Source organism: Pseudomonas sp. DL (assembly GCF_047199225.1).
GTDB classification, from domain to species: domain Bacteria; phylum Pseudomonadota; class Gammaproteobacteria; order Pseudomonadales; family Pseudomonadaceae; genus Pseudomonas; species Pseudomonas aeruginosa.
On sequence record NZ_CP178323.1, the window covers coordinates 1299061 to 1324436 of the forward strand.

At 65.7% G+C, this 25376-nt stretch carries 27 protein-coding genes; 17 read left to right on the forward strand and 10 right to left on the reverse strand.

Annotation, left to right across the window (positions count from 1 at the left end):
• Nucleotides 1-7: 7 nt before the first annotated feature.
• The 3 genes from ACI766_RS06115 to ACI766_RS06125 all read right to left on the reverse strand — a co-directional run bounded on the left by ACI766_RS06115 (nt 8) and on the right by ACI766_RS06125 (nt 2111).
• Nucleotides 8-751, reverse strand: coding sequence for a GntR family transcriptional regulator (locus ACI766_RS06115; RefSeq protein ID WP_003092669.1), 744 nt, complete (start codon nt 749-751; stop codon nt 8-10).
• 242 nt (nt 752-993) lie between these two features.
• A complete protein-coding gene (locus tag ACI766_RS06120) occupies nt 994-1494 on the reverse strand; it encodes a L,D-transpeptidase family protein (RefSeq protein ID WP_003092667.1) in 501 nt (166 codons plus the stop codon).
• Between the two features lie 62 nt (nt 1495-1556).
• Nucleotides 1557-2111 carry an NUDIX hydrolase gene (locus ACI766_RS06125; RefSeq protein WP_003092665.1) on the reverse strand — a complete coding sequence of 185 codons (555 nt, stop codon included), beginning with the start codon at nt 2109-2111 and terminating at the stop codon, nt 1557-1559.
• Nucleotides 2112-2251: 140 nt separating this feature from the next.
• On the opposite strand from ACI766_RS06125, the gene ACI766_RS06130 reads away from it, so the two are divergent.
• From ACI766_RS06130 to ACI766_RS06150, 5 genes are read left to right on the forward strand one after another with little or no spacing between them, the layout of a single operon-like run.
• Nucleotides 2252-2863: a CoA pyrophosphatase gene (locus ACI766_RS06130; RefSeq protein WP_003092664.1), complete on the forward strand. Its 612-nt coding sequence runs from the start codon at nt 2252-2254 to the stop codon at nt 2861-2863.
• A 37-nt stretch (nt 2864-2900) separates the two neighbouring features.
• Complete coding sequence (locus tag ACI766_RS06135) at nt 2901-3425, forward strand: gamma carbonic anhydrase family protein (RefSeq protein WP_003092662.1); 525 nt, start codon at nt 2901-2903, stop codon at nt 3423-3425.
• Nucleotides 3422-3616 (forward strand): DUF1289 domain-containing protein, encoded by a 195-nt coding sequence (locus ACI766_RS06140; RefSeq protein WP_003092660.1) that lies wholly within the window; start codon nt 3422-3424, stop codon nt 3614-3616. The genes ACI766_RS06135 and ACI766_RS06140 overlap by 4 nt, the downstream gene beginning before the upstream one ends.
• Nucleotides 3617-3653: 37 nt before the next feature.
• Nucleotides 3654-4835: a formate-dependent phosphoribosylglycinamide formyltransferase gene (purT, locus tag ACI766_RS06145; RefSeq protein WP_003092658.1), complete on the forward strand. Its 1182-nt coding sequence runs from the start codon at nt 3654-3656 to the stop codon at nt 4833-4835.
• 1 nt (nt 4836) lies between these two features.
• Entirely contained in the window at nt 4837-5586 is a 750-nt protein-coding gene (locus tag ACI766_RS06150) for an SGNH/GDSL hydrolase family protein (protein WP_003122122.1), read from the forward strand.
• A gap of 7 nt (nt 5587-5593) precedes the next feature.
• On the opposite strand, the gene ACI766_RS06155 is transcribed toward ACI766_RS06150, so the two are convergent.
• The 3 genes from ACI766_RS06155 to ACI766_RS06165 form a co-directional block, all read right to left on the reverse strand.
• Nucleotides 5594-6907: an MFS transporter gene (locus ACI766_RS06155; RefSeq protein ID WP_003113829.1), complete on the reverse strand. Its 1314-nt coding sequence runs from the start codon at nt 6905-6907 to the stop codon at nt 5594-5596.
• Nucleotides 6908-7210: 303 nt separating this feature from the next.
• Nucleotides 7211-8503: an HlyC/CorC family transporter gene (locus ACI766_RS06160; protein ID WP_003111904.1), complete on the reverse strand. Its 1293-nt coding sequence runs from the start codon at nt 8501-8503 to the stop codon at nt 7211-7213.
• Between the two features lie 12 nt (nt 8504-8515).
• Nucleotides 8516-9316 (reverse strand): inner membrane protein YpjD, encoded by an 801-nt coding sequence (locus tag ACI766_RS06165; protein WP_003092649.1) that lies wholly within the window; start codon nt 9314-9316, stop codon nt 8516-8518.
• Nucleotides 9317-9616: 300 nt separating this feature from the next.
• On the opposite strand from ACI766_RS06165, the gene ffh reads away from it, so the two are divergent.
• The 6 genes from ffh to ACI766_RS06195 all read left to right on the forward strand — a co-directional run bounded on the left by ffh (nt 9617) and on the right by ACI766_RS06195 (nt 13728).
• The gene (gene ffh / locus ACI766_RS06170) at nt 9617-10990 is read left to right on the forward strand and encodes a signal recognition particle protein (RefSeq protein ID WP_003092645.1); all 1374 of its coding nucleotides are present in this window, start codon (nt 9617-9619) and stop codon (nt 10988-10990) included.
• A 209-nt stretch (nt 10991-11199) separates the two neighbouring features.
• Nucleotides 11200-11451 (forward strand): 30S ribosomal protein S16, encoded by a 252-nt coding sequence (gene rpsP, locus ACI766_RS06175; RefSeq protein ID WP_003092643.1) that lies wholly within the window; start codon nt 11200-11202, stop codon nt 11449-11451.
• A gap of 15 nt (nt 11452-11466) precedes the next feature.
• On the forward strand, nt 11467-11994 hold the full coding sequence (rimM, locus tag ACI766_RS06180; protein WP_003113830.1) for a ribosome maturation factor RimM: 528 nt from the start codon (nt 11467-11469) through the stop codon (nt 11992-11994).
• 6 nt (nt 11995-12000) lie between these two features.
• Nucleotides 12001-12759 (forward strand): tRNA (guanosine(37)-N1)-methyltransferase TrmD, encoded by a 759-nt coding sequence (gene trmD / locus ACI766_RS06185; RefSeq protein ID WP_003119312.1) that lies wholly within the window; start codon nt 12001-12003, stop codon nt 12757-12759.
• A gap of 41 nt (nt 12760-12800) precedes the next feature.
• Entirely contained in the window at nt 12801-13151 is a 351-nt protein-coding gene (rplS, locus tag ACI766_RS06190; protein WP_003092637.1) for a 50S ribosomal protein L19, read from the forward strand.
• 151 nt (nt 13152-13302) lie between these two features.
• Complete coding sequence (locus ACI766_RS06195; RefSeq protein ID WP_003092635.1) at nt 13303-13728, forward strand: acyl-CoA thioesterase; 426 nt, start codon at nt 13303-13305, stop codon at nt 13726-13728.
• Between the two features lie 69 nt (nt 13729-13797).
• On the opposite strand, the gene ACI766_RS06200 is transcribed toward ACI766_RS06195, so the two are convergent.
• Both ACI766_RS06200 and ACI766_RS06205 read right to left on the reverse strand, forming a co-directional pair.
• Nucleotides 13798-14484, reverse strand: coding sequence for a hypothetical protein (locus ACI766_RS06200; protein WP_003119314.1), 687 nt, complete (start codon nt 14482-14484; stop codon nt 13798-13800).
• A 112-nt stretch (nt 14485-14596) separates the two neighbouring features.
• Complete coding sequence (locus ACI766_RS06205; protein WP_003100653.1) at nt 14597-16432, reverse strand: cation:proton antiporter; 1836 nt, start codon at nt 16430-16432, stop codon at nt 14597-14599.
• Nucleotides 16433-16646: 214 nt separating this feature from the next.
• On the opposite strand from ACI766_RS06205, the gene xerD reads away from it, so the two are divergent.
• The 4 genes from xerD to thrC all read left to right on the forward strand — a co-directional run bounded on the left by xerD (nt 16647) and on the right by thrC (nt 21378).
• Nucleotides 16647-17543 (forward strand): site-specific tyrosine recombinase XerD, encoded by an 897-nt coding sequence (gene xerD / locus ACI766_RS06210; protein WP_003092629.1) that lies wholly within the window; start codon nt 16647-16649, stop codon nt 17541-17543.
• A 126-nt stretch (nt 17544-17669) separates the two neighbouring features.
• Nucleotides 17670-18398 carry a bifunctional protein-disulfide isomerase/oxidoreductase DsbC gene (gene dsbC, locus ACI766_RS06215; RefSeq protein WP_003092626.1) on the forward strand — a complete coding sequence of 243 codons (729 nt, stop codon included), beginning with the start codon at nt 17670-17672 and terminating at the stop codon, nt 18396-18398.
• A 213-nt stretch (nt 18399-18611) separates the two neighbouring features.
• A complete protein-coding gene (locus ACI766_RS06220) occupies nt 18612-19916 on the forward strand; it encodes a homoserine dehydrogenase (RefSeq protein WP_003109642.1) in 1305 nt (434 codons plus the stop codon).
• A gap of 52 nt (nt 19917-19968) precedes the next feature.
• The gene (gene thrC, locus ACI766_RS06225; protein WP_087823905.1) at nt 19969-21378 is read left to right on the forward strand and encodes a threonine synthase; all 1410 of its coding nucleotides are present in this window, start codon (nt 19969-19971) and stop codon (nt 21376-21378) included.
• Between the two features lie 53 nt (nt 21379-21431).
• Here thrC and ACI766_RS06230 read toward each other — a convergent pair whose 3' ends face one another.
• Entirely contained in the window at nt 21432-22637 is a 1206-nt protein-coding gene (locus ACI766_RS06230; RefSeq protein WP_076938858.1) for an adenylate cyclase, read from the reverse strand.
• 111 nt (nt 22638-22748) lie between these two features.
• Here ACI766_RS06230 and ACI766_RS06235 point away from each other — a divergent pair, with 111 nt between their 5' ends.
• Nucleotides 22749-23033 carry a DUF3509 domain-containing protein gene (locus ACI766_RS06235; protein WP_003092618.1) on the forward strand — a complete coding sequence of 95 codons (285 nt, stop codon included), beginning with the start codon at nt 22749-22751 and terminating at the stop codon, nt 23031-23033.
• Between the two features lie 184 nt (nt 23034-23217).
• Here ACI766_RS06235 and ACI766_RS06240 read toward each other — a convergent pair whose 3' ends face one another.
• The gene (locus ACI766_RS06240; RefSeq protein WP_004351428.1) at nt 23218-24447 is read right to left on the reverse strand and encodes a CaiB/BaiF CoA transferase family protein; all 1230 of its coding nucleotides are present in this window, start codon (nt 24445-24447) and stop codon (nt 23218-23220) included.
• 304 nt (nt 24448-24751) lie between these two features.
• Between ACI766_RS06240 and ACI766_RS06245 the strand changes: the two genes are divergently transcribed.
• A complete protein-coding gene (locus ACI766_RS06245; protein WP_016253055.1) occupies nt 24752-25372 on the forward strand; it encodes a YjfI family protein in 621 nt (206 codons plus the stop codon).
• Nucleotides 25373-25376: the final 4 nt, after the last annotated feature.

Consider the following 25376-nt stretch of genomic DNA (forward strand, 5'->3'; position numbering starts at 1 on the left):
GTGTCGGTCAGCGTCGCAGTTCGGCGACGAAGTCGTAGTAGTCGTTGCGGCAGTAGGTGTCGGTCAGCTCGATCGGGGTGTTGTCCTCGAGGTAGCCGATCCGGGTCATCAGCAGCATCGCGGTGCCCGGCGCGATGCCGACCAACGCGGCATCGGACGCGGACGCGTTGATCGCGCGCACGTGCTGGAGGGCGCGGACCACCGGGCGACCGATGCCGTCCAGGTATTCGTAGAGGGAATCGCCGACCGCTGTCGGGTCCGGCAGCAGGCGCGCCGGCAGGGTGCTGTTCTCGATCGCCATCACTGTGCCGTCGGCCTTGCGCAGGCGCTTCATGCGCGCGACCTTCTCGGTCGGCGAGAGGCCGAGGCGGATCAGTTCGTCGTGGGTGGGCAGGGCGATGCCGCGTTCCAGCCAGGTGGAGCCGGGGGTGAAGCCTTTCAGGCGGAGCATCTCGCTGAAGCTGGAGAGTCGCGACAACGGTTGTTCGAGACGCGGCGTAATGAAGGTGCCGGAGCCCTGGTTGCGGCGGATCAGGCCCTGCTCGAAGAGTACTTCGAGGGCCTTGCGCGCGGTGACGCGGGAAATGTTCAGGGTTTCGCTGAGGTTGCGTTCGGAGGGCAGCGCTTCCTCCGCTTTCCACTGGCCGGCATGGATCGCGCTCTCGAGATTGCGCGCCAGCTGCAGATAGAGGGGGGTGGGTTGCGCCTCGTCGGGACGCAGGGCCAGGAGCAGGTCGTGGGCTGTCTTCATGAGAGGTTCCGATGCGGATTGTGTTGTTGTCGCCCGGTAATGCTGGGAAAACTAATACCACTTGAATACCACGTCAATGCCAGTTGTGCGTCGCGCACGCGTCAGCCAGCCGTCCCGTCGATTGACTCGGCCTGAGTAAGGGATGCAAGGGTTTGACGGATAAAAGAAAACGCCGCCGGAAAATCTCGCGGCGGCGTTCCTGGCGTGGCTGACGGCTGACGAGTGGTATCAGCCTGGTTCTGTCAGGGGCGGATCTCGATCAGCGTGCCGTCTTTCACCACGCTCCAGACTTCGCGCATGTCGGTGTTGTTCATGGCGATACAGCCATTGGTCCAGTCCAGGGTGGAGAAGTACCACTCCGGGTATTCGTCATCCAGCGGGGTGCCGTGGATCATGATCATGCCACCGGCCGGCAGGCCCTTTTCCCGGGCCTTGGCCACGTCGCGGGCGTTGGGGTAGGAAATGTGCATGGAGAGGTTGTAGTTGTTGCTGGTCTTGCGCCAGTCGATCCAGTAGAAGCCTTCCGGGGTGCGGTTGTCGCCTTCGGCCAGCTTCGGGCCGGTCGGGCGCTTGCCCAGCGAGACACGGTAGCTTTTCAGGACGTTGCCTTTGTTGAGGAGCAGCAGTTTTCGCTCGGACTTGAGCACCAGGACCTTGTCCACCTTGCCTTCCAGGCTCGGCGCGGCATTGGCCTGGGTCAGACTGGCGAAGGTCAAGCACAGCAAAGCAAGCAACCAGCGCATGGAAGTGAAATCCCCGATGTTCCCTTGAGCCGCAACGGCGGCGGTGTTCGAGTGTTTGGCGTTCAGTCTTTCTTATAGGAAGCCAGCATAGGTGCAATGGCTTCGTTGCGCACCGGGAAGCAGCCTTCGCGGCGGTCGCTGAAGTAGCATTCTAAGGTACGGCCGATGGTCGGAAAAGCCAGCTCCGACCAGGGAATCTCCGCTTCGTCGAAAAGCCGCACCTCCAGGCTTTCATCGCCGGCGGAGAAATCCAGGTCGAGCAGCTCGGCGCGGAAGAACAGGTAGACCTGGCTGATGTGCGGCAGGTCGAAAAGGGTATAGAGCTGCAGGTCGCCGATCCGCGCGTTGGCTTCTTCCTCTGTCTCGCGGGCCGCCGCCTGGGCGAGGGTCTCGCCGTTCTCCATGAAGCCGGCCGGCAGCGTCCAGTAGCCCAGGCGCGGCGCAATGGCGCGACGGCAGAGCAGGACCTGGCCGTCCCACACCGGCAGGCTGCCGGCGACGATACGCGGGTTCTGGTAGTGCACGGTGTGGCAGGCGTCGCAGACGTAGCGCAGGCGGTTGTCGCCGTCCGGGATGCGCTGGACCACCGTGGCGCCGCACAGGCTGCAGAATTTCATGCCAGGTTCTTCTTCGGGGAAAGGCCTATCTTGCTCGGCTGGCCGGGAGGCGACAAGGCCTCGTGCGGGAGGGGTGGGCTGGCCGGGGCTTTCGTGCCATGATCTCGGGGAAACGACAAGACCTCGGAAACCCCGGCAGTATGAACTGCACGCTCGACGAGCTGCGCCAACGCATCGAGGCGCACCGCCCCCGTCAACTGGATACCGACCAGCGCTTCCCCCAAGCGGCCGTGCTGGTGCCCATCACCCGCAGCGACGATCCGGAGCTGGTGCTGACACTGCGCGCCGCCGGTTTGTCCACCCATGGCGGCGAGGTCGCCTTCCCCGGCGGGCGGCGCGACCCGGAAGATGCCGACCTGGTGCGCACCGCCCTGCGCGAGGCGGAGGAGGAGATCGCCTTGCCGCCGGGCCTGGTGGAAGTGGTCGGGCCGCTGAGCACCCTGGTCTCGCGGCATGGTATCGAGGTCACTCCCTATGTCGCCTTCATTCCCGACTTCGTCGAGTACCAGCCCAACGACGGTGAGATCGCCGCGGTGTTCAACGTGCCGCTGAGTTTCTTTCGCGACGACCCGCGCGAGGTCACCCACCGTATCGACTACTTCGGCCGCAGCTGGTACGTGCCCAGCTATCGCTTCGGCGAGTTCAAGATCTGGGGCCTGACGGCCATCATGGTGGTGGAGCTGGTCAACCTGCTGTACGACGACCCCATCGACCTGCACACGCCGCCGGCTTCGTTCATCAAACTGAGTTGACCGACGGGGCGCAGACCCCGGCCATGAGGAGATCGCGATGAAATACCGCCTGGGCGATGCCCGCGTCGAAACCCATCCCGACAGCTGGATCGCGCCCAGCGCAGCGGTGATCGGCAAGGTTCGCCTGGATGCCGGCGCCAGCGTCTGGTTTGGCGCGGTGCTGCGCGGCGACAACGAGCTGATCCATATCGGCGAGCACAGCAACGTCCAGGACGGCTCGGTGATGCACACCGACATGGGCTATCCGCTGACCCTCGGCAAGGGCGTCACCGTCGGCCACAACGCCATGCTGCATGGTTGCAGCGTGGGCGACTACAGCCTGGTGGGGATCAACGCGGTGATCCTCAATGGGGCGAAGATCGGCAAGTACTGCATCATCGGCGCCAACGCGCTGATTCCCGAGGGCAAGGAGATTCCCGACGGCTCGCTGGTGATGGGCTCGCCGGGCAAGGTAGTGCGCGAGCTGAGCGAGCCGCAGAAGAAGATGCTCGAGGCCAGCGCCGCCCACTATGTGCACAATGCCCGCCGTTACGCCCGCGACCTCGTCGAGGACCCGGCGTGAACGAGCGACCGGTGGCTTCGCCCTGCGTGCATGTCTGCGCGCTGGACGAGCAGGACATCTGTATCGGCTGCCAGCGCACGGCGGCCGAGATCACCCGCTGGGGCCTGATGAGCAACGACGAGCGCCGCGAGGTGCTCGGTCGCTGTTTCGAGCGCGCCAAGGCGCAAGGGCTGGTCAGCGGTTCCGCCTGAAGCGGATTCCGTTTTCTTTCATTTCCGAGGTTCTTCCATGACCCGTATCGGTACCCCCCTGTCGCCGAGCGCGACCCGCGTCCTTCTCTGTGGCTCCGGCGAGCTGGGCAAGGAAGTCGCCATCGAGCTGCAACGCCTGGGTTGCGAAGTGATCGCCGTCGATCGCTATGGCAACGCGCCGGCCATGCAGGTGGCACATCGCAGCCACGTGATCAGCATGCTCGACGGCGCCGCCCTGCGCGCGGTGATCGAGCAGGAGAAGCCGCACTACATCGTGCCGGAGATCGAGGCCATCGCCACCGCGACCCTGGTCGAGCTGGAGGCCGAAGGCTACACCGTGGTGCCCACCGCCCGCGCCGCGCAACTGACCATGAACCGCGAGGGTATCCGCCGGCTGGCTGCCGAGGAGCTCGGCTTGCCGACCTCGCCCTATCACTTCGCCGATACCTTCGAGGACTACCGCCGTGGCGTCGAGCGCGTCGGCTACCCCTGCGTGGTGAAGCCGATCATGAGTTCGTCGGGCAAGGGCCAGAGCGTCCTGAAAGGCCCCGACGACCTGCAGGCGGCCTGGGACTATGCCCAGGAAGGCGGGCGCGCCGGCAAGGGCCGGGTGATCGTCGAGGGCTTCATCGATTTCGACTACGAAATCACCCTGCTCACCGTGCGCCACGTCGACGGCACCACTTTCTGCGCGCCGATCGGTCACCGCCAGGTCAAGGGTGACTACCACGAGTCCTGGCAGCCGCAGGCGATGAGCGCGCAGGCCCTGGCCGAGTCCGAGCGGGTCGCCCGGGCAGTGACCGAGGCCCTCGGCGGACGCGGGCTGTTCGGCGTCGAACTGTTCGTCAAGGGCGACCAGGTGTGGTTCAGCGAGGTGTCGCCGCGTCCGCACGATACCGGCCTGGTGACCCTGATTTCCCAGGATCTTTCCGAGTTCGCGCTGCACGCGCGGGCGATCCTCGGCCTGCCGATCCCGGTGATCCGCCAGCTCGGCCCGTCGGCCTCGGCGGTGATCCTGGTGGAAGGCAAGTCCCGGCAGGTCGCTTTCGCCAACCTCGGCGCCGCGCTGAGCGAGGCGGATACGGCGCTACGCCTGTTCGGCAAGCCGGAAGTGGATGGCCAGCGGCGGATGGGCGTGGCCCTGGCGCGCGACGAGTCGATCGACGCCGCCCGCGCCAAGGCGACCCGGGCCGCCCAGGCGGTTCGCGTCGAACTCTGAGATGCGCCGGCTGGCAACGCTGGCCTGGTGGGCGGCGGCTCTGCCGTTGCTGCCGCTGGCGGTGCCGCTGGCTATCCGCACCCGCCGCCGAGCCTTGCGCCTGGCGCCCGCGGCGGGACCTCGCGAAGGGCTGGTCGGTGGGTCCGGTGCCGAAGAGCCGCTGCGCTTGCTGTTGTTCGGTGAGTCGACAGTGGCCGGGGTCGGCGCCAGTTGCCTGGACTACGCCCTGGCCGGCCGCCTGGCCGCGGCGCTGGGCGAGCGTCTGCGGCGCCCGGTGGCCTGGCAGGCGCTGGGCGAGAACGGTATCACCAGCGGCGAGGCGCGCGAACGCTTGCTACCGCAGGTGGCGGGACGTTTCTTCGACCAGGTGATCCTGGTCTTCGGCGTCAATGACACCACCAGCCTGCGCTCCCTCGAACGCTGGCGCGCCGACTGCGCGGCCCTGATCGACGGCTTCCAGGCGGCCGGCGCGCAGGTGACCTGCACCGCGGTGCCGCCGCTGCAGCATTTTTCCGCCTTGCCCGGGTTGCTGCGGGCCCTGCTGGGGTGGCGCGGGCGGCTGCTCGACGAGGCGCTGTGCGATCTCGCTGGCGCGACCGGCGCCGGCTACTGCCCGATCTCGCTGGACCTGCTTCCGGGCTACCTGGCCATCGACGGCTTTCATCCGTCGCAGCTGGGCTACCAGGTCTGGGCCGGGGCCCTCGCCGACTGGTTGGCGGCGAGGGAGAAGGGCGGCGTCGCGGTAGTCTGAGCGAGACTCAGGACACTGCGCCGAGGTCGTTGTCGCGGGTTTCCTTCAGGCACAGCACCGCCAGCAGGCTGAGCAGCGCCGCTGCGGAGACGTAGCCGCCGACCCAGCCCAGGCCGCCGATGCCGACCAGCTTCTGGGCGATATAGGGCGCCACCGAGGCGCCGAGAATGCCGCCCAGGTTGTAGGCCGCCGACGCGCCGGTGTAGCGCACGTGGGTGGGGAATATTTCCGGCAGCAGCGCGCCCATCGGGGCGAAGGTGACCCCCATCAGGAACAGCTCGATGCAGAGGAACAGGGCGACGCTGAACGTCGAGCCCTGGCTGAGCAGCGGCTCCATGGCGAAGCCGGAGGCGATCGCCGCCAGGCTGCCGAGCAGCAGTACCGGCTTGCGTCCGAAGCGGTCGCTGAGCCAGGCCGACAGCGGCGTGGCGGCGGCCATGAAGAGCACCGCGAGGCACAGCAGACCAAGGAACTCCTCGCGGCTGAAGCCGAGGCTGGCCACCCCGTAGCTCAGCGAGAACACCGTGGAGATATAGAACAGCGCATAACACACCACCATCGCCAGGGCGCCGAGCAGGGTCGGCCGCCAGTGCTGGGCGAACAGCTCGGCGATCGGCAGGCGGACCCTCTCGTGCTTGGCCATGGCCTTGGCGAACACCGGGGTTTCCGCCAGCTTCAGGCGTACGTAGAGGCCGACCACGACCAGCGCCGCGCTGAGCAGGAACGGGATCCGCCAGCCCCACTCACGGAACTGCTCCTCGCTGAGCAGCATCGCCAGGGCCAGGAACAGGCCGTTGGCGGCGAGGAAGCCGATCGACGGGCCGAGCTGGGGAAACATGCCGAACCAGGCGCGCTTGCCGGCCGGCGCGTTCTCCGTGGCCAGCAGCGCGGCGCCGCCCCACTCGCCGCCGAGGCCGAGGCCCTGGCCGAAGCGCAGCACGCAGAGCAGCAACGGCGCCCAGTAGCCGATGCTGTCGTAGCCGGGGAGGACGCCGATCAGGGTGGTGGATACCCCCATCAGCAGCAGCGAGGCGACCAGGGTCGACTTGCGCCCGATGCGGTCGCCGAAGTGGCCGAACAGCGCCGAGCCCAGCGGACGGGCGAGGAAGGCGATGCCGAAGGTGAGGAAGGCGCTGAGCATCTGCGCGGTGCCGGATGTCTGCGGGAAGAATACCGGACCGATCACCAGGGCGGCGGCAGTGGCATAGACGTAGAAATCGTAGAACTCGATGGCGGTGCCGATGAAGCTGGCGACTGCGACCCGGGTGGTCGAGTTGGCCGGTTCCGGAGCGGCGTCGGCGGCGAGGGTGGCGGCGGTCATGGTGGGAAGGTCCCTGGCAGTCGGGGCACGACGGAGTGCTTCCGTGCGGCCGGATGGTTATGGCCAGTGCGCCGATGCGGCGGCGCGGCGCCCGGGTGGGGCGGACGAGATCGGTCGCGCAGGGAGGATGGGGCTGCGCGCCGTGCGCCGGCTGGTACCGTCGGCATCGGGGCCGGGCGGGCAGGCGGGACTGGCGGGTGACTGGCCGGGGCTCGGGCTGCGGGTAGCGGCGGAACCGGCGGCAGGGCTGGATAAGCTGGGGTCGATTATAGAGCGCCGCGGGGCCGGTTCGACAATCCCGGATCAGACGCTGGCGTCGCTTTCGACCAGCGGGGTCAGCGCGCGGGGATGCCAGGCGCGCACGCTTTTCACACGGTTTTCCGCCGACTGCTGGATTTCCAGGCAGTAGGGGCCGATGCGCAGGCACACCGCGCAATCGGGGATCTGCTCCAGGGCTTCGGTGACCAGGCCGTTGAGGGTCTTCGGGCCGTCGCAGGGCAATTGCCAGCCAAGCGACTTGTTCAGCTCGCGCAGGTTGGCGCTGCCGTCGATGACGAAGCTGCCGTCCTCCTGGGCCTGGATATCCGGGTTGTCGAGGCTGTCGAGGTCGTTGAAGTCGCCGACGATCTCTTCGAGGATGTCCTCCAGCGTGACGATGCCGATCACCTCGCCATATTCGTCGACCACCACGCCGATACGGCGCTTCTCCTTCTGGAAGTTCACCAGCTGGGTCGACAGCGGCGTGCTTTCCGGCACGAAATACGGCTCCATGCAGGCCTGGCGGAGATTCTCCTTGGTCAGGCGGCCCTGGGTCAGCAGGCGCGCGATCTGGCGCATGTGCACGACCCCTTCGATCTGGTTGACGTCGTCGCGGTAGACCGGCAGGCGGGTGTGGCTGGTGGTGCGCAACTGCTCGACGATGACCTCGAGTTCGTCGTCGAGGTCGATGCCTTCGATTTCGTTGCGCGGGATCATCAGGTCGTTGACCGTGACCTTCTCCAGGTCCAGCAGGCCGAGCAGCATGTCATGCCGGTTGACCTCGCTGGCCTGGGGGTTGTCGGCCGGATGCAGGGCCTCTTCGTCGCGGCTGCGTCCGCTGTCGTCCTGTTCCGCCGCGGCGACGCCGAGCAGGCGCAGCAGCGCGTTGCTCAGCAGGGTCAGTAGCCACAGCAGGGGCCAGCACAGGCGCTGCAGGATCAGGAGCGGCAGGCTGAGCGGCAGGGCGACGCGTTCCGAGCGAAGGGCGCCGTAGCGGCGCGGCAGCAGGGCGCCGAACAGCAGCAGGAGCAGGGTCATGCCGGGGATGGCGACGGCCAGGCCGATGACGCCCCAGTGGCGCAGCGCGGCCCAACTGGCCAGGGCGGCGGCGCTGACGTTGACCAGGGTGCGGCCGAACAACAGGGTGCCGCGCAGGCGGTCGTCGTGCAGCAGCAGCCAACTGCTGCGCCGGGCCCCGCGCAGGCCTTGCTTGGCCTGCAGGCGCAGGCGGTAACGGTCGAGGTTGAGCAGGGCGGTCTCGACGCAGGAGAAGAACGCCGAGCAGGCGACCAAGAGAACCAGCAGGCCGACCAGGTACCCGGGGTGCAGCTCATCCATGAAGGAGGCCCATCAGATGTGCAGGATGAATTCCCGCACCAGCTTGCTGCCGAAGTACGCCAACATCAACAGGCAGAAACCGGCCAGGGTCCAGCGGATCGCCTTGTGGCCCCGCCAGCCGAGCTGGTGGCGACCCCAGAGGAGCACGGCGAAGACCACCCAGGCGAAGCAGGACAGGATGGTCTTGTGCGCCAGGTGCTGGGCGAACAGGTTGTCGACGAACAGCCATCCGGACAGCAGCGACAGCGAAAGCAGCGACCAGCCGCCCCAGAGGAAGCCGAACAGCAGGCTTTCCATGGTTTGCAGGGGCGGGAAGTTGCGGATCAGCCCGGACGGATGCTTGTGCTTGAGGCGGTAGTCCTGGAGCAGCAGCAAGAGCGCCTGGAACACCGCGATGGTGAGCAGGCCGTAGGCCAGGATCGAGAGCAGGATGTGGGCCAGGATGCCCGGCTGTTCGTTGATCGGCTCGACGGTGCCGTGGGGGATGAGTACCGCCAGCAGGGTGGTGAGGGCGCCCAGCGGGAATAGAAGGAGGAGCAGGTTCTCCACCGGTATCCGCAAGGTCGCCAGCAGGGTCAGGAGAATTACCGCGGCGGCGATCAGGCTGGCGGCGTTGAAGAAGTCCAGCACCAGGCCGGCCGGGGTCAGCAATTGCTGGTAGAGGCTGAAGGCGTGGGCGACCAGTGCCAGGAGTCCGAACAGGAGCAGCAGGGGTTTGCCCGGCGCGGTGCGCTTGGACACACAGGCACCCTGGTAGGCGGCGGTGCCGAGATAGAGAACAGCAGCGATGAGGCTGGGCAGCAGGGGATGCATAAGTCCTTGTAATCGCGGGCCCGAAAGGATGGGAGTTTGGCATAGATCGAGCGTCGCGAGAAAGCCGTTGCGAACAGTTCTCTCGTACCTGTGGCCGGGTTGGCGGACCGCCTGCCGCGGGCGCCGCGACCTCATGGTCCGGCGGTCGCTTCGGCAAAGACGGAACGCATCGGCAAATCAAGGACTTGAGGCTGGCCTCCGGTCGTCGCCGGACACACACTCCGTCTTTCATCGCGTGTCCCGCGACGCGCTCTTGGTTATAATCCGCCGCTTGCCGCAACCCCCGTGGAAGGATCGCGCATGTTCGAAAACCTTACAGACCGCCTCTCGCAGACGCTTCGCCATGTCACCGGCAAGGCCAAGCTGACCGAGGACAACATCAAGGACACTCTGCGCGAAGTGCGCATGGCCCTGCTCGAGGCCGACGTGGCCCTGCCGGTGGTCAAGGACTTCGTCAACAAGGTCAAGGAGCGCGCCGTCGGTACCGAGGTCTCGAAGAGCCTGACCCCGGGACAGGCGTTCGTGAAGATCGTCCGCGCCGAGCTCGAGGAGCTGATGGGGGCGGCCAACGAGGACCTGGCGCTGAGCGTCGCGCCGCCGGCGGTGATCCTGATGGCCGGCCTGCAGGGCGCGGGCAAGACCACCACCGCGGGCAAGCTGGCGCGCTTCCTTAAGGAACGCAAGAAGAAGTCGGTGATGGTGGTTTCCGCCGACGTCTACCGACCCGCCGCTATCAAGCAGCTGGAAACCCTGGCGGGCGAGGTCGGCGTAACCTTCTTCCCTTCCGACGTCAGCCAGAAGCCGGTGGCCATCGCCGAGGCGGCGATCCGCGAGGCGAGGCTGAAGTTCATCGACGTGGTGATCGTCGATACCGCAGGCCGCCTGCACATCGATGCCGACATGATGGACGAGATCAAGCAGGTGCACGCGGCGATCAAGCCGGCGGAAACCCTGTTCGTGGTCGATGCCATGACCGGCCAGGATGCCGCCAACACCGCCAAGGCCTTCAATGACGCCTTGCCGCTGACCGGCGTGGTCCTGACCAAGGTCGACGGCGACGCGCGTGGTGGTGCCGCGCTCTCGGTGCGGGCGATCACCGGCAAGCCGATCAAGTTCCTCGGCATGGGCGAAAAGAGCGAAGCGCTCGATCCGTTCCATCCCGACCGCGTGGCCTCGCGCATCCTCGGCATGGGCGACGTGCTCAGCCTGATCGAACAGGCCGAGCAGAACCTCGACCGCGACAAGGCCGAGAAGCTGGCGAAGAAGATCAAGAAGGGCAAGGGCTTCGACCTGGAAGACTTCCGCGACCAGTTGCAACAGATGAAGAACATGGGCGGCCTCGGCGGGCTCATGGACAAGCTGCCGATGCTCGGCGGGGTCAACCTGGCGCAGATGGGCAATGCCCAGGGTGCTGCGGAGAAACAGTTCAAGCAGATGGAGGCGATCATCAACTCGATGACGCCCGGCGAACGGCGCGATCCGGAAATGATCAGCGGCTCGCGCAAGCGCCGCATCGCCCTTGGCTCCGGTACCCAGGTGCAGGACGTCGGCCGGCTGATCAAGCAGCACAAGCAGATGCAGAAGATGATGAAGAAGGTCACCGCCAAGGGCGGCATGGCCAAGATGATGCGAGGCATGGGCAGTATGTTCCCGGGGGGCATGCCCAAGCTTTGATCGGACGCGCGGCCGCTGGCCACGCCGGCGGTTTCGCTCCGTCGGCCGGCGGGCGGACCGTGTGCTTCCCGCGCTCTCCGCGCCGGCCGATGGGTGGCCGAAAAAGAGATTTGCAAATTCCCCGATAATCCTTAGAATATGCGGCCTTTCGGGCCGTGGGCCCAGCGTGCATTCATTTTGCAAGCACCGACTACAGGAACGAAGTTCACATGGTAACCATCCGTCTTGCTCGTGGCGGCTCCAAAAAGCGCCCCTTCTACCACCTGACCGTGACCAACAGCCGCAATGCGCGCGATGGTCGCTTCGTCGAGCGCATCGGTTTCTTCAACCCGGTTGCGACTGGTGGCGAAGTGCGTCTGTCCGTCGACCAGGAGCGTGCTACCTACTGGCTCGGCCAGGGTGCACAGCCGTCTGAGCGCGTTGCTCAGCTGCTCAAGGACGCTGCCAAGGCAAACGCCTAAGCCGTCATGAGTGAAATGCCGACACCCGCCGACGACCTGGTCGTGATCGGCAAGATCGTTTCGGTGTACGGCATCCGCGGTGAGGTGAAGGTGTATTCCTTTACCGACCCGTTGGACAACCTGCTGGACTATCGCCGCTGGACGCTCCGGCGCGACGGCGAGATTCGGCAGGCCGAGCTGGTCAGGGGGCGCCTGCATGGCAAGGTCCTGGCCGCCAAGCTCAAGGGGCTCGACGATCGCGAAGAGGCCCGCACCTTCACCGGTTACGAGATCTGCATCCCGCGTAGCGAGTTGCCCTCTCTCGAGGAAGGTGAGTACTACTGGCACCAGCTGGAAGGCCTGAAGGTGATCGACCAGGGCAGGCAGTTGCTCGGCGTGATCGACCATCTGCTGGAAACCGGTGCCAACGATGTCATGGTGGTCAAGCCCTGCGCGGGCAGCCTGGACGACCGCGAGCGCCTGTTGCCCTACACCGGGCAGTGCGTGCTGTCGATCGACCTGGCCGCTGGCGAGATGCGGGTGGACTGGGACGCGGACTTCTGATCATCCATGGACAAGCGTTTGTGGGTGGGCGTCGTCAGCATCTTTCCGGAGATGTTCCGCGCGATCAGTGACTATGGCATCACCAGCCGTGCGGTAAAGCAGGGGTTGCTCACGCTGACCTGCTGGAATCCACGGGACTACACCGAGGACCGCCACCAGACGGTGGACGACCGGCCCTTCGGCGGTGGCCCTGGCATGGTGATGAAGATCAAGCCTCTGGAGGGCGCGCTGGCGGATGCCAGGCAAGCCGCCGGGGGCAGGAAGGCGAAGGTGATCTACCTTTCGCCGCAAGGCCGCCAGCTGACGCAGGCGGGCGTACGCGAACTGGCCGAAGAGGAAGCGTTGATCCTCATCGCCGGGCGCTACGAAGGCATCGACGAGCGCTTCATCGAAGAGCACGTCGATGAAGAATGGTCGATCGGCGATTATGTCCTGTCCGGCGGTGAGTTGCCGGCCATGGTGCTGGTCGATGCAGTGACGCGGTTGCTGCCCGGTGCATTGGGTCATGCAGATTCCGCCGAGGAGGACTCCTTCACGGATGGCCTGCTCGACTGCCCGCACTACACCCGACCCGAGGTGTACGCGGACAAACGTGTTCCTGAAGTGTTGCTCAGTGGCAACCATGAACACATCCGGCGTTGGCGTTTGCAGCAGGCCCTTGGGCGGACCTGGGAACGACGCGCCGATCTTCTGGATAGCCGCTCGCTTTCTGGAGAAGAGCAGAAGCTGCTGGCGGAATATATCCGTCAGCGGGACGATAGTTAACGTATCGATGGCTGGCCGATTGCCGGTCTTAGGAGCACAGCATGACCAACAAGATCATTCAGCAGATCGAAGCTGAACAGATGAACAAAGAGATCCCGGCGTTCGCCCCCGGCGATACCGTGATCGTCCAGGTCAAGGTGAAGGAAGGAGACCGTCAGCGTCTGCAGGCCTTCGAAGGCGTCGTTATCGCCAAGCGCAACCGTGGCCTGAACAGCGCCTTCACCGTGCGCAAGATCTCCAACGGCGTGGGCGTGGAACGTACCTTCCAGACCTACAGCCCGATCGTCGACAGCCTGAGCGTCAAGCGTCGCGGCGACGTGCGCAAGGCCAAGCTGTACTACCTCCGCGCCCTGTCCGGCAAGGCCGCGCGCATCAAGGAAAAACTGGTCTAATCCGGTTCTTCTCCGAGAAAAGCAGCCCGAGGGCTGCTTTTTTCATGTCTGGCGTTCGCCTTTCCGGCGGCGCTTCCTACTGCCCACGGCAGCGCATAACCAGTACAACATCCGCGGCACCCAGGCAGCCACTCCATCCGGTATTCGTGGCATGACCCCCAGAGAGCAAGAAATCCTGCGTCGCACCGAGCTTTCCGAAACCCGTGTGACCAAGGCGGTATTCCCGCCCACCACCAATCACCACAACACCCTGTTCGGCGGGACTGCGCTGGCCTGGATGGACGAGGTCTCGTTCATCACCGCGACCCGTTTCTGCCGCCTGCCGCTGGTGACCGTTTCCACCGATCGCATCGACTTCAACCACCCGATCCCGGCGGGCTCGATCGTCGAACTGGTCGGACGGGTGGTCAAGGTCGGCAACACCAGCCTCAAGGTGGAGGTCGAGGTGTACCTGGAAAGCATGTACGCCGACGGTCGCGAGAAGGCCATACACGGCCTGTTCAGCTTCGTTGCCATCGACGACGAAAAGCGGCCGGTTCCGGTCCTGCCGGGGTTCCCGGCCAGCCAGGCGGCTTGAGACAGGCGGAAAGAAGGCACCCACGGGTGCCTTTTCCATATCCCCGGACGATCCGGCCCTGGGTTGGGATCAGGGCCGCAGGCTGATCTTCAGGGAGGCCTGGGACAGGTCGATCTGTTGCAGGCTGACGCTGCCGAACGTCTGCTCGCGCGGCGCGCCGGCAATGCGAATATTGTCGAAGCGCACCTCGCCGATACTGCTCGGCAGGCGCAGGTTGACCGAGCCGTCGGGGTTGAGCGTGCTTTGCGTCTTGCCGGTTTCGTAGCGAACGTCGCTCATCGAGGTTTCCGCCTCCAGGCTGTCGAGCATCGGCATCACCAGCTTCGCCAGTTGCTTCACCGCGGCCAGTCCGTCGCCGCCCTCGGCCTTCAGGAACAGGCCCTCGAGGCTTTCGTTGAGGCCCTGGGCGTTGACGTTGCTCATCTCGACGTCGGTCAGCGGACGCAGGTTCTTCGGCAATTCCTGGCGGCTCATGGCCGCTGGCGGCTGCATACGCTGGATGTCGGCGCTGGCCATCTGGAACGGACTGAGCAGGGCGGCGACCAGGGTCGCGGCCAGGCGCAGGTTGGTCTGCTTCTTCAGCGCCTTCTTCAGTTGCCGTTCGCTCAGCAGGCCCTGCTCGATCAGGGTTTCGCCCAGGCGCTTGTGGTTGCTCAACTGCGCCTGGATCGCGGCGTCCAGTTGGGCGGCGCTAATCAGCCCCTTGTTGATCAGGATCTGGCCCAGGCGGGAATGTTGTTGATTGGACATGGTCATGGCCTGATGAAAAAAGAGGATGATGGCTAGATGCAATCATCCTCTTCGTGGGCTTCGTTTGTCACCCAACCTTGGATAGGGTGACGACGGTCTTTCGTCGGTTCGTTGAAGTCTAGTCGGCGATTTCCGTAGCCTGCGACTTGCTGACTGACGGTTCCGCGTCGATCAGCGACAGCAGCGTCCAGCCGGTGCCCGGCGCCAGCGTGGACTGTGGCGTGGCGACGTGCATCCTGCCGTTCGGATCGCGGGCGAACAGCAGGATCGCGGACTCGCCGTGCAGCGCCTGGTAGTCGTTCCAGCCGAAGGTGTCGGTGAGCAGGGTGGTGCGGATTTCGGCGCCGCGCGACAGCAGGCTGGCGAACTGCGCGTAGGTCAGCGGTCGCTGGCCAAGTGGGCGGCCACGGTGTTCGTCGCTGGAGCGGTGCTTGTCGGTACGCTTGGCTTCCTGGCTGGTCGGCAGGCCGAACAGCTGGCGATGGCCGAACTCGTGGCGGAAGCGCATGGCCGCCAGGGTATTCAGCTCGCCGGCTGGAGAAACCCCCAGCAAATGCCCGATGCCGACCAGGTCGAGGTGGGCTTCGGCGTGCTGCGAGGTGGGATTGCCGAAATAGGTGGGCAGGTTGTCCATGCGGGCGGCGCGGATGTTTTCCCAGCTCGAATCAGTCAGCAGCACGCGGCTGCCGAGGCTCTTCAGGGCCTTGCCGATGGCGCGCCCGACCGGATTGGCGCCGACGATCAGGTAGCCGCTGGGCGAGGGCTCGGCGACCTTCAGCAGGCGCGCCAGGGGGCGGGCGGTGGCGCTTTGCAGGACCACCGTGCCGATGATCACCAGAAAGGTCAGCGGCACCAGCAGCGCCGCCTGGGCATGGCCTTCGGCGCTCAGGCGGATGGCGAAGATCGCCGAGACCGCCGCGGCGACGATCCCGCGCGGGGCGATCCAGCTGAGCAGGGCGCGCTCGCGCCAGCTCAGCGGCGAACCCCAGGTCGACAGCGCCACGTTCAGCGGCCGGGCGACGAACTGGATCAGCAGCAGCACCAGCAGCGCCGCCGGGCCCAGGCCGAGCAGGGCATTGATGTCCAGGCGCGCGGCCAGGAGGATGAACAGGCCGGAAATCAGCAGGACGCTGAGGTTTTCCTTGAAGTGCAGGATCTGCCGTACGTCGACGCCCTTCATGTTGGCCAGGCCCATGCCCATCAGGGTGACGGCGAGCAGTCCGGATTCGTGCATCACCCGGTTCGAGGCGATGAATACGCCCAGCACCGCGGCCAGCGTCGCCAGGTTGTGCAGGTAGTCCGGCAGCCAGTGGCGGCGCAGGACGATGCCCAGCGCCCAGCCGCCGAGGATGCCGAACAGGCTGCCGCAGAGGATCACTCCACCGAAGGTCTGCAGGCTGTGCAGCCAGCCATCGCCTTCGCCGCTGGAGATGATGAAGCTGTACACCACTACCGCCAGCAGGGCGCCGATGGGATCGATGACGATGCCTTCCCAGCGCAGGATGTTCGCCACCGCGGCCTTGGGCCGGACCACCCGCAGCATCGGAACGATCACCGTGGGCCCGGTGACCAGGGTCAGGGTGCCGAACAGCAGGGCCATTTCCCAGCTGAAGTCGAGCAGGTAGTGGGCGGCCAGGGCGATCACGCCCCAGGTCGAGAGCGCGCCGATGGTCACCATTCGGTGCACCACGGTGCCGATTTCCTTCCATTCGCTGAAATGCAGGGTCAGGCTGCCCTCGAAGAGGATCAGCGCCACTGCCAGGGATACCAGTGGGAACAGCAGGGGGCCGAACATCTCGTCCGGATCGAGCCAGCCGAGTAGCGGGCCGGCGACAATCCCGGACAGCAGCAGGAAAAGAATGGCTGGCAGGCGCAGGCGCCAGGCCAGCCATTGACTGAGCAGGGCGGCGGCACCGATGCCGCCGAGGGCGAGCAGGATAGCGTTCTGGTCCATCGAGGATTCCTTGTCAGCGTCGCTCCGCTCGTCCTGAGCCGGGGCGAACCATCGAGCCACATGGCTCCGCTTTTTCCCGCGGGCACGGGAAGCCGGCCGACCTCCTGTCGACCGGCCTGACTAACCATTACGTGGCGATGACGGCCAACGCTCGCGATAGCGCCCAGGCTATGAAAGACTAGCCGCGCTTTCATTTGGTTCGCAGCCTTCATCCATGAGTACCCTCGAACATCCCCTGATCGACCGTTTCCTCGATGCCCTGTGGCTGGAAAAAGGCCTTGCCGACAACACCCGCGAGGCTTATCGCAACGACCTCCAGCAGTTCAACGCCTGGCTCGATGGCCGCGGGCTGCGCCTGGAGGGCATCGGCCGCGACGCCATCCTCGATCACCTGGCCTGGCGCCTGGAACAGGGCTACAAGGCCCGCTCGACCGCGCGCTTCCTCTCCGGCCTGCGTGGCTTCTATCGCTATTGCCTGCGCGACGGCCTGATCGCCGAGGATCCCACCTTGCAGGTGGACCTGCCGCAACTGGGCAAGCCGTTGCCGAAATCCCTCTCCGAAGCGGACGTCGAGGCATTGCTGGCGGCGCCGGAAGTCGACGACCCGCTGGGCCTGCGCGATCGCACCATGCTCGAAGTGCTGTATGCCTGCGGCCTGCGGGTCAGCGAACTGGTCGGCCTGACCCTGGAGCAGGTCAACCTGCGCCAGGGCGTGGTCAAGGTGTTCGGCAAGGGCAGCAAGGAGCGCCTGGTGCCGCTCGGCGAGGAAGCCATCGGCTGGCTCGAACGCTACCTGCGCGAGGCCCGCGGCGACCTGCTCGGCGGGCGGCCCAGCGACGTGCTGTTCCCCAGCCTGCGCGGCGAACAGATGACCCGCCAGACCTTCTGGCATCGCATCAAGCATCACGCGCAGGTGGCGGCGATCGGCACGTCGATTTCGCCGCACACCCTGCGCCACGCCTTCGCCACCCACCTGCTCAACCATGGCGCCGACCTGCGGGTGGTGCAGATGCTGCTCGGCCACAGCGACCTGTCGACCACCCAGATCTATACCCATATCGCCCGGGCCCGCCTCCAGGATCTGCACGCACGCCACCACCCGCGAGGCTGACGCTTTGTCCGAAAAATCCGTACCTACCCGAAAAGAGGCGCTTTCGTAGCGTTCTGCGACAAGCGTCGGGCCCGTCGGGATAGCGGTCTATGGTAGGCTTCGCCGACCGCACGACAGGAGTGACACATGCGCGTGACCCGTTTTCTGGCTGCTGCCGCCCTCGGCCTGATGAGTACCCTGGCCCTGGCAGACAATGCCGATCAGAACATCCGCAAGACCCTGCAGGCCCTGCAACCGGACCTGCCCATCGACTCCATCGCCAGCAGCCCGCTGCAGGGGCTCTACCAGGTGCAGCTGAAGGGCGGCCGGGTGCTCTACGCCAGCGCCGACGGCCAGTTCGTCATGCAGGGCTACCTCTACCAGGTGAAGGACGGCAAGCCGGTCAACCTGACCGAGAAGGCCGAGAGCCAGGCGATCGCCAAGGCGATCAACGGCGTGCCCGCCAGCGAGATGGTGGTGTATCCGGCCAAGGGCCAGGCCAAGGCGCACATCACGGTGTTCACCGATACCACCTGCCCGTACTGCCAGAAGCTGCATGCCGAGGTGCCGGACCTGACCGAGCAGGGGATCGAGGTGCGCTACATGGCGTTCCCGCGGCAGGGGCCGCAGTCGGCGGGCGACAAGCAACTGCAGGCGGTCTGGTGTGCGAAGGAGCCGACCAAGGCGATGGACGCCATGATGAACGGCAAGGAGATCAAGTCTTCCGAGTGCAAGAACCCGGTCGACAAGCAGTTCCAGATGGGCCAGATGGTCGGGGTGCAGGGAACGCCGGCGATCGTCCTTGCCAACGGCCAGTTGCTCCCCGGCTACCAGCCGGCCAAGCAGTTGGCCAAGCTGGCGCTGGAGGCCAAATAGCGCCGGGTCTGCCGAACAATTGACTAATAAAGAGCCGCTTCGTAATGTGCGGCTCTTTTGTTTTCATCATTGGCGATTTCCGCCGCCCGCTGGCGGAATCCATCGCCAGGATGTGTCGTGGCCCGTACAGTGGTCGCGTCAACCTCGATTCGCTCGGGGAACCATAGCAGGCCGGCGCGTCCGGCCGTCGTAGGTGAGATGGGGAGTTCCAGCGTGAAACCGGTCAAAGTAGGCATCTGTGGGTTGGGGACCGTCGGTGGCGGTACCTTCAATGTACTCGAACGCAACGCCGAGGAGATTGCCCGCCGTGCCGGGCGCGGTATCGAGGTTGCGCAGATCGCCGCCCGCCGGCCGAACCCGAAGTGCGATACCGGTGCGACCCCCATCACCGCCGATATCTTCGACGTAGCGTGCAATCCCGAGATCGACGTGGTCGTCGAGTTGATCGGCGGCTACACCCTGGCCCACGAGCTGGTGCTCAAGGCCATCGAGAACGGCAAGCACGTGGTCACCGCGAACAAGGCGCTGATCGCCGTGCACGGCAACGAGATCTTCGCCAAGGCCCGCGAGAAGGGCGTGATCGTCGCCTTCGAGGCCGCTGTCGCCGGCGGCATCCCGGTGATCAAGGCGATCCGCGAGGGGCTGTCGGCCAACCGCATCAACTGGCTGGCCGGGATCATCAACGGTACCGGCAACTTCATCCTCAGCGAAATGCGCGAGAAGGGCCGTACCTTCCCCGACGTGCTCGCCGAGGCCCAGGCCCTGGGCTATGCCGAGGCCGACCCGACCTTCGACGTGGAAGGCATCGACGCCGCCCACAAGCTGACCATCCTCGCCTCGATCGCCTTCGGCATTCCGCTGCAGTTCGACAAGGCCTACACCGAAGGCATCTCGAAGCTGACCAGCGCCGACGTCAACTACGCCGACGCCCTCGGCTATCGCATCAAGCACCTGGGCGTGGCGCGTCGCACCGAGAGCGGCTTCGAGCTGCGCGTGCACCCGACCCTGATTCCCTCGGATCGCCTGATCGCCAACGTCAACGGCGTGATGAACGCGGTGATGGTCAACGGCGACGCCGTCGGCTCGACCCTCTACTACGGCGCCGGTGCCGGCATGGAGCCGACCGCTTCCTCGGTGGTGGCCGACCTCGTCGACGTGGTCCGCGCCATGACCTCCGATCCGGAGAACCGCGTACCGCACCTGGCGTTCCAGCCGGACGCGCTGTCCGACCACCCGATCCTGCCGATCGAAGCCTGCGAAAGCGCCTACTACCTGCGCATCCAGGCCAAGGACCACCCGGGCGTACTGGCCCAGGTGGCCACCATCCTGTCCGAGCGCGGCATCAACATCGAATCGATCATGCAGAAGGAGGCCGAGGAACAGGACGGCCTGGTGCCGATGATCCTGGTTACCCACCGGGTCATCGAACAACGCATCAACGATGCCATCGCCGCCCTGGAAGCGCTGGAAGGCGTGTCCGGGCCGGTGGTCCGTATCCGTGTCGAACAACTGAATTGATCGAACGCCGGGCGCCGCTCGCGGGCCCGCGTCAACAGCGAAGGTTTTGAACATGCGTTACATCAGCACCCGCGGCCAAGCGCCCGCCCTGAACTTCGAAGATGTCCTCCTCGCCGGCCTGGCCAGCGACGGCGGCCTCTACGTCCCGGAAAACCTGCCACGCTTCACCCTCGAGGAGATCGCCTCCTGGGTCGGCCTGCCCTACCACGAGCTGGCCTTCCGGGTGATGCGCCCGTTCGTCGCCGGCAGCATCGCCGATGCCGACTTCAAGAAGATCCTCGAGGAAACCTATGGCGTCTTCGCCCATGACGCAGTGGCGCCGCTGCGCCAGTTGAACGGCAACGAATGGGTGCTGGAGCTGTTCCACGGCCCGACCCTGGCCTTCAAGGACTTCGCCCTGCAACTGCTCGGCCGCCTGCTCGACCATGTGCTGGCCAAGCGCGGCGAGCGCGTGGTGATCATGGGGGCCACCTCCGGCGATACCGGCTCCGCGGCCATCGAAGGCTGCCGCCGTTGCGACAACGTCGACATCTTCATCATGCACCCGCACAACCGCGTGTCCGAGGTGCAGCGCCGGCAGATGACCACCATCCTCGGCGACAACATCCACAACATCGCCATCGAAGGCAACTTCGACGACTGCCAGGAGATGGTCAAGGCCAGCTTCGCCGACCAGGGCTTCCTCAAGGGTACCCGCCTGGTAGCGGTGAACTCGATCAACTGGGCGCGGATCATGGCCCAGGTCGTCTACTACTTCCATGCCGCGCTGCAGCTCGGCGCGCCGCATCGCTCGGTGGCGTTCTCGGTGCCGACCGGCAACTTCGGCGACATCTTCGCCGGCTACCTGGCGCGCAACATGGGCCTGCCGGTCAGCCAGCTGATCGTCGCGACCAACCGCAACGACATCCTGCACCGCTTCATGAGCGGTAATCGCTACGACAAGGACACCCTGCATCCCTCGCTGTCGCCGTCGATGGATATCATGGTCTCGTCCAACTTCGAACGCCTGCTGTTCGACCTGCACGGCCGCAACGGCAAGGCCGTCGCCGAACTGCTGGATGCCTTCAAGGCCAGCGGCAAGCTGTCGGTGGAAGACCAGCGCTGGACCGAGGCGCGCAAGCTGTTCGACTCCCTGGCGGTCAGCGACGAGCAGACCTGCGAGACCATCGCCGAGGTATACCGCTCCTGTGGCGAGTTGCTCGACCCGCACACCGCCATTGGCGTGCGTGCCGCCCGCGAATGCCGGCGCAGCCTGAGCGTGCCGATGGTGACCCTGGGCACTGCGCATCCGGTCAAGTTCCCCGAAGCGGTGGAGAAGGCCGGCATCGGCCAGGCGCCGGCGCTGCCTGCGCACCTCGCCGACCTGTTCGAGCGCGAGGAGCGCTGCACCGTATTGCCGAACGAGCTGGCCAAGGTACAGGCCTTCGTCAGCCAGCACGGCAATCGCGGCAAGCCGCTCTGAGCCTGTCGTGAAAGGAAGAAGCCCGCCTTGATGGCGGGCTTTTTCATGTCTTCTCAAAGGGCAGCGGCGAGTTTGTTGCGCGAGGGGCGGAGCAGCCTCAGTGGATCGTTGAACTGGATGTCGCTGGCCAGCTTGTAGTAGCGCCCGACGAAATAGTCGCGGGCCTGGGCATCGTTCTTTCCCTGGTACAGCACCCAGGCGACGCTGATGCCGGCGAACTCGTTGTACTCGATCTGTCGCAGCGGGCTGAAGTGGGTCGCCGTGGTGGCCGTGGCGCCCCAGGCGGGCACGTCGCGGATCAACGGGCCCTGCCAGAGGATCGGCCAACTGAGCGGCGGCACGACCACATCGGCCAGTCCGGTCAGCAGCAGGGTCGGGGTCTTTACCGTGGAACCGATGGCCAGGGGGCCTGGCTCGATCGGCAGGGCGCCGACCAGCTTCAACCGTGGCTCGATGAGTTGCAGGGCTTGTGCAGAGAGGCTGGCGCTCTGCAGTGTGGCCTGGCCGCCGGCGGAGTGCCCGGCGACCAGCGTCCGGGAAAAGTCGGCCCGGCCATGCAGGGCCGAGGCCGGGTCCCTGTCCAGTTTCGCGACCTCAAGGATGCCGAGGGCGTGCATCAGCGGGAAGGAATTGATGAAGTCGGAGGAGATCACCACGATGAAGCCGTGGCTGGCCCACAGTTTCATCAGTTCGTGATAGTTGCCGGCGTTGGAAAGTATGCCGCCGACGAAAGTGATGACCGGAAGCTTGGCGTCGGACGCGGCGATGTCCGCCGGATAGTAGACGCTGGTACTGATCGGGCTGGCGAAGCCATAGGGGAAAGCCTCGTTGCAGCGGATCGAGCCGTCCAGCAGGACGATCCTGGCGATGGTCCCGACGAAGCCACGACAATCGGCGAGCACGGCGGTGCTGGCGATCTCGGTGTCGGCGACCGGACGCGCGTACTGGTCGTTGGCCAGGCCGACGGCGCCGAACAGCAGCGAGCCCTGTGCCGTGCCGGCGGCGAATGCCAGCGCGAGGATGAAGGCGCGCCAGGCGCCGCGGGGGGATGCGAAGGCAGTCATGATATCCTCGCTGTTCGATGCGCAGGGGGAAGTCTCGTTGTTACTGCCTGACGGACGCGCCGGATACTGCAATTTCAAGCAGGTGAAGGCGTTGCGCGAGGGTGGGATGGTTGGAGTTTTTCCCGGTGCTTCCCTTATAGCGGGCTGATCGTTGCGTTGGCCTGGTTCGGCTCGAATGGCTATTTGCGCCGGCACGTGGCCTTTCGCCAGATGCTGCCGTTAGTCCGGTAAATGCTTGCATCGACGAACCCTATTCGCGTTTTTCGGTCTTTGACGAGTCTTATTCGTCGAAACAGGAGACCTGATTTGGACAGCCTGAAGCAACGACTGGCCGATGCCTTCGCTCCCCATCCCTTCACCCTCAGCCAGCCCCGGCCCGATGGCGGACGGGTGGTCACGCTGGTCGATCCGCAGGGGGAAACCCTGTTGCAGCGGGTCATCGCCAAGGTGCAGTTGAACGACGAAAGCTATCTCGAGGATGCCGTGCAGACCATTCGCCGGGAATTGCAGGTGCTGGTCGGGCGGATGGAGGAAGACGTGCTGGCGACCTTCCGCGAGCGGGATCACGTGCTGCTGTATTCGTCGCGCTAGCACCGTCTCGTTCGAGGGCGCGTTGCGCATCGGGCGGTCAGGCCGAAGGCGCGCGCCGGTGCAGCGGCTCTTGCCGGATGGCGCCATGCTCGTGGAAGCGTGCGGATAACCCCCTCTCCCTGGCTGGATAGGGGAGAGGGGCCGCCCTGTCCGCGGAGCACCGATGAAGGGCTCCGCGTACCGTTCAGATGGCGCCTTCCCGGCGCAGGGCGGCGATGCCCTCGCTGTCGTAGCCCAGCTCGGCGAGCAGGGCATCGGTATGCTCGCCCAGTTCCGGGCCTACCCAATCCGCCGAGCCTGGCGTGGCGGACAGCTTGGGCACGATGCCAGGCATGCGGAATGGCTTGCCGTCCGGCAAGCGTGCCGAGAGGAACATCTCGCGGGCAAGGAATTGCGGATCGCGGAACATGTCTTCGGCGGAGTAGATGCGGCTGGCCGGGACTTCGGCTCGCGCCAGCACTGCCAGCACTTCCTCCAGGGACTGCGAGGCGACCCAGCGGTCGATAACCCCATAGAGTTCGTCGCGGCGCGCATCGCGCCCGTCGTTGCTGGCCAGTTGCGGGTCGCTGGCCAGGTCGTCGCGGCCGATGGCCTGCATGAAGCGGCGGAAGATCGCGTCGCCGTTGGCGCCGATCTGTACGTGGCGGCCATCGGCGCTGGTGTGGATGGAGGAGGGGGTGATGCCCGGCATGATGTTGCCGGTGCGCTCGCGGATGAAACCGAACACGTCGAATTCCGGAACCATGCTTTCCATCATGGCGAAGATCGCCTCGTAGAGGGCGACGTCGACCATCTGTCCCTCGCCGCCGTTGACCTCGCGGTGTCGCAGCGCCATCAGCGCGCCGATCACGCCCCACAGGGCGGCGATCGAGTCGCCGATGGAAATCCCGGTGCGAACCGGCGGGCGGTCCTCGAAGCCGGTAATGTAGCGCAGTCCGCCCATCGACTCGCCGACCGCGCCGAAGCCCGGCTGGTCCTTGTAGGGGCCGGTCTGGCCGAAGCCCGACAGGCGCACCATCACCAGGCGCGGGTTCAGCGCGTGGAGGACATCCCAGCCCAGGCCGAGCTTTTCCAGTACGCCGGGGCGGAAGTTCTCGATCAGGATGTCGGCATCGCCGAGCAGGCGTTTCAGGATCGCCTGGCCTTCGGCGTGCTTGAGATTGAGGGTCAGGGATTTCTTGTTGCGTGCCTGAACGAACCACCACAGCGAGGTGCCTTCGTAGAGCTTGCGCCACTTGCGCAGTGGATCGCCGCCGTCGGGCGACTCGATCTTGATCACTTCGGCGCCGAACTCGGCGCAGATCCGCGAGGCGAAAGGGCCGGCGATCAGGGTGCCGAGCTCGACCACCTTCAGGCCGGCCAGCGGTTTGGGCGAATGTTCCATGCGGTGTCCGTCAGGCTGCAGTGTGCGCATAGCCTAGAGCATTTGCCGGCGGTGCGGGCGGGTGCCGCGGTAGGGTGAGACGTTTCCCGTTTTTTCCCGATATGCCCGGCGGTCCTTCAATTCCTTTTGCATAGAGGGTTTAATGCGGGAGCCGATACAGGATGTAGCGCGCCAGACACCGAGCCAGGGAGGCCCCTCGTGCCATTTCTTTCTCTCTTTCCTCCCCGTGTTTCTTTTCCATGCTCCGGCCGGCCCGGCGTAGATATGCGCGTGCGTTGGATTTTATTACATGTGAGCTGTTGAAATCTTACATGTGATCTCGTAGTGTGAGTCCATGCAACGGAAATCATCAGCCCATTATCAGCGTGTCTTTCGCCAGCGCCTGCGCGAGCAGGGCCTGGTGAAGAAGGAAGTCTGGATCTTGCCGGAGAACGCCGCGGCGCTCGCCGGCACCGAGCGGATGCTGCGTCGCCCGGCTGCCGGAGCGGCTCATTTGGAGAAGGAGGAAGACATGACGGAAGCCCGGGTATGGAACGCTCGCTCGCTGGCCGAGGCCCTGAGCGGCACCGAGCTGTTCAGCAGCGGCGAGGCCCAGATCGAGCTGATCGAGGGGGCGGAAGCGAGTCTCTATGTGATCATGCGCGAATACGGCGACCTGCCGGTGTTCGTCGCGCCCCAGGGCGAGCAGATCATCGTCGAGGCGCTGCTCTGGCCGGAAAGCGACGTTACCGACGCGACCGCCTTCAACGAAGAGGTCCTGCTCAGCCGGCAACTGTTCCCGCTGTCGAGCATCGGCCTGCTCAACCTGCCGGGCGAGGAGCGCTGCTACAGCATGTTCGGCGCGTTGAGCACGACTTCGTCGCTGGCCAGCGTGCTGCACGAAATCGAAACCCTGGCCGGCAACGTGATCCGCGCCACGGAAGTCTACGCCGGCTACCTGAAAGCCCGGGCCTGAGGGA

What these genes read in the sequence shown, in the direction of transcription:
- ffh (WP_003092645.1), top strand. Translation starts at nt 9,617, where the DNA reads ATGTTCGAAAACCTTACAGACCGCCTCTCGCAGACGCTTCGCCATGTC.
- ACI766_RS06155 (WP_003113829.1), bottom strand. Translation starts at nt 6,907, where the DNA reads ATGACCGCCGCCACCCTCGCCGCCGACGCCGCTCCGGAACCGGCCAAC.
- ACI766_RS06240 (WP_004351428.1), bottom strand. Translation starts at nt 24,447, where the DNA reads ATGCGCACACTGCAGCCTGACGGACACCGCATGGAACATTCGCCCAAA.
- ACI766_RS06245 (WP_016253055.1), top strand. Translation starts at nt 24,752, where the DNA reads ATGCAACGGAAATCATCAGCCCATTATCAGCGTGTCTTTCGCCAGCGC.
- dsbC (WP_003092626.1), top strand. Translation starts at nt 17,670, where the DNA reads ATGCGCGTGACCCGTTTTCTGGCTGCTGCCGCCCTCGGCCTGATGAGT.
- ACI766_RS06135 (WP_003092662.1), top strand. Translation starts at nt 2,901, where the DNA reads ATGAAATACCGCCTGGGCGATGCCCGCGTCGAAACCCATCCCGACAGC.
- rplS (WP_003092637.1), top strand. Translation starts at nt 12,801, where the DNA reads ATGACCAACAAGATCATTCAGCAGATCGAAGCTGAACAGATGAACAAA.
- rimM (WP_003113830.1), top strand. Translation starts at nt 11,467, where the DNA reads ATGCCGACACCCGCCGACGACCTGGTCGTGATCGGCAAGATCGTTTCG.
- ACI766_RS06165 (WP_003092649.1), bottom strand. Translation starts at nt 9,316, where the DNA reads ATGCATCCCCTGCTGCCCAGCCTCATCGCTGCTGTTCTCTATCTCGGC.
- ACI766_RS06150 (WP_003122122.1), top strand. Translation starts at nt 4,837, where the DNA reads ATGCGCCGGCTGGCAACGCTGGCCTGGTGGGCGGCGGCTCTGCCGTTG.
- ACI766_RS06130 (WP_003092664.1), top strand. Translation starts at nt 2,252, where the DNA reads ATGAACTGCACGCTCGACGAGCTGCGCCAACGCATCGAGGCGCACCGC.
- ACI766_RS06120 (WP_003092667.1), bottom strand. Translation starts at nt 1,494, where the DNA reads ATGCGCTGGTTGCTTGCTTTGCTGTGCTTGACCTTCGCCAGTCTGACC.
- ACI766_RS06125 (WP_003092665.1), bottom strand. Translation starts at nt 2,111, where the DNA reads ATGAAATTCTGCAGCCTGTGCGGCGCCACGGTGGTCCAGCGCATCCCG.
- ACI766_RS06200 (WP_003119314.1), bottom strand. Translation starts at nt 14,484, where the DNA reads ATGACCATGTCCAATCAACAACATTCCCGCCTGGGCCAGATCCTGATC.
- thrC (WP_087823905.1), top strand. Translation starts at nt 19,969, where the DNA reads ATGCGTTACATCAGCACCCGCGGCCAAGCGCCCGCCCTGAACTTCGAA.
- trmD (WP_003119312.1), top strand. Translation starts at nt 12,001, where the DNA reads ATGGACAAGCGTTTGTGGGTGGGCGTCGTCAGCATCTTTCCGGAGATG.
- rpsP (WP_003092643.1), top strand. Translation starts at nt 11,200, where the DNA reads ATGGTAACCATCCGTCTTGCTCGTGGCGGCTCCAAAAAGCGCCCCTTC.
- ACI766_RS06115 (WP_003092669.1), bottom strand. Translation starts at nt 751, where the DNA reads ATGAAGACAGCCCACGACCTGCTCCTGGCCCTGCGTCCCGACGAGGCG.
- purT (WP_003092658.1), top strand. Translation starts at nt 3,654, where the DNA reads ATGACCCGTATCGGTACCCCCCTGTCGCCGAGCGCGACCCGCGTCCTT.
- ACI766_RS06160 (WP_003111904.1), bottom strand. Translation starts at nt 8,503, where the DNA reads ATGGATGAGCTGCACCCCGGGTACCTGGTCGGCCTGCTGGTTCTCTTG.
- ACI766_RS06205 (WP_003100653.1), bottom strand. Translation starts at nt 16,432, where the DNA reads ATGGACCAGAACGCTATCCTGCTCGCCCTCGGCGGCATCGGTGCCGCC.
- xerD (WP_003092629.1), top strand. Translation starts at nt 16,647, where the DNA reads ATGAGTACCCTCGAACATCCCCTGATCGACCGTTTCCTCGATGCCCTG.
- ACI766_RS06195 (WP_003092635.1), top strand. Translation starts at nt 13,303, where the DNA reads ATGACCCCCAGAGAGCAAGAAATCCTGCGTCGCACCGAGCTTTCCGAA.